Source organism: Streptomyces sp. NPDC048185 (assembly GCF_043202495.1).
Lineage (GTDB): Bacteria > Actinomycetota > Actinomycetes > Streptomycetales > Streptomycetaceae > Streptomyces.
This window is the reverse complement of the sequence record NZ_JBIDAN010000031.1, coordinates 1-1,123: the sequence shown is the minus strand read 5'-3', so window position 1 is coordinate 1,123 and position 1,123 is coordinate 1. Positions and strand designations below refer to the sequence as shown.

At 58.8% G+C, this 1,123-nt stretch carries 2 rRNA genes; both read right to left on the bottom strand.

Going from position 1 to position 1,123, the window contains the following annotated elements:
* Positions 1–741: ribosomal RNA gene (locus tag ACGF3H_RS36170) — 23S ribosomal RNA — on the bottom strand; the annotation flags it as partial.
* Between the two features lie 302 nt (positions 742–1,043).
* Positions 1,044–1,123: ribosomal RNA gene (locus ACGF3H_RS36165) — 16S ribosomal RNA — on the bottom strand; the annotation flags it as partial.

Here is a 1,123-nt window from a genome sequence, read left to right as displayed (position 1 = left end):
GGACTCGCTTTCGCTACGGCTTCCCCACCCGGGTTAACCTCGCAACACACCGCAAACTCGCAGGCTCATTCTTCAAAAGGCACGCAGTCACGAGAAGCACCGAAGTGCTTCCGACGCTCCCACGGCTTGTAGGCACACGGTTTCAGGTACTATTTCACTCCGCTCCCGCGGTACTTTTCACCATTCCCTCACGGTACTATCCGCTATCGGTCACCAGGGAATATTTAGGCTTAGCGGGTGGTCCCGCCAGATTCACACGGGATTTCTCGGGCCCCGTGCTACTTGGGTGTCTCTCAAACGAGCCGCTGACGTTTCGACTACGGGGGTCTTACCCTCTACGCCGGACCTTTCGCATGTCCTTCGCCTACATCAACGGTTTCTGACTCGTCCTGTCGCCGGCAGACGACAGAAGAGAGATCCCACAACCCCGCATGCGCAACCCCTGCCGGGTCTCACACGCATACGGTTTGGCCTCATCCGGTTTCGCTCGCCACTACTCCCGGAATCACGGTTGTTTTCTCTTCCTGCGGGTACTGAGATGTTTCACTTCCCCGCGTTCCCTCCACACTGCCTATGTGTTCAGCAGCGGGTGACAGCCCATGACGACTGCCGGGTTTCCCCATTCGGAAACCCCCGGATCAAAGCCTGGTTGACGACTCCCCGGGGACTATCGTGGCCTCCCACGTCCTTCATCGGTTCCTGGTGCCAAGGCATCCACCGTGCGCCCTTAAAAACTTGGCCACAGATGCTCGCGTCCACTGTGCAGTTCTCAAACAACGACCAACCACCCATCACCCCGGGACAACATCCCGAGTGCACTGGGGCCGGCACTGAAGGCGACCTCGCGGCCGTACCCTCAGACACCCAACAGCGTGCCCGGCACAATCCCTCTCTGGACTCACGTTCCACGCCGAAGCAGTACTAGTGATCCATCAAGTCGATCGTGCCGAATAGTCAACGTTCCACCCATGAGCAACCAGTGCGAGACGTTCGCTCGCATGCTGGCCTCTGGACTGCCGAAGCAGCCTAGAAGTGCTCCTTAGAAAGGAGGTGATCCAGCCGCACCTTCCGGTACGGCTACCTTGTTACGACTTCGTCCCAATCGCCAGTCCCACCTTCGACA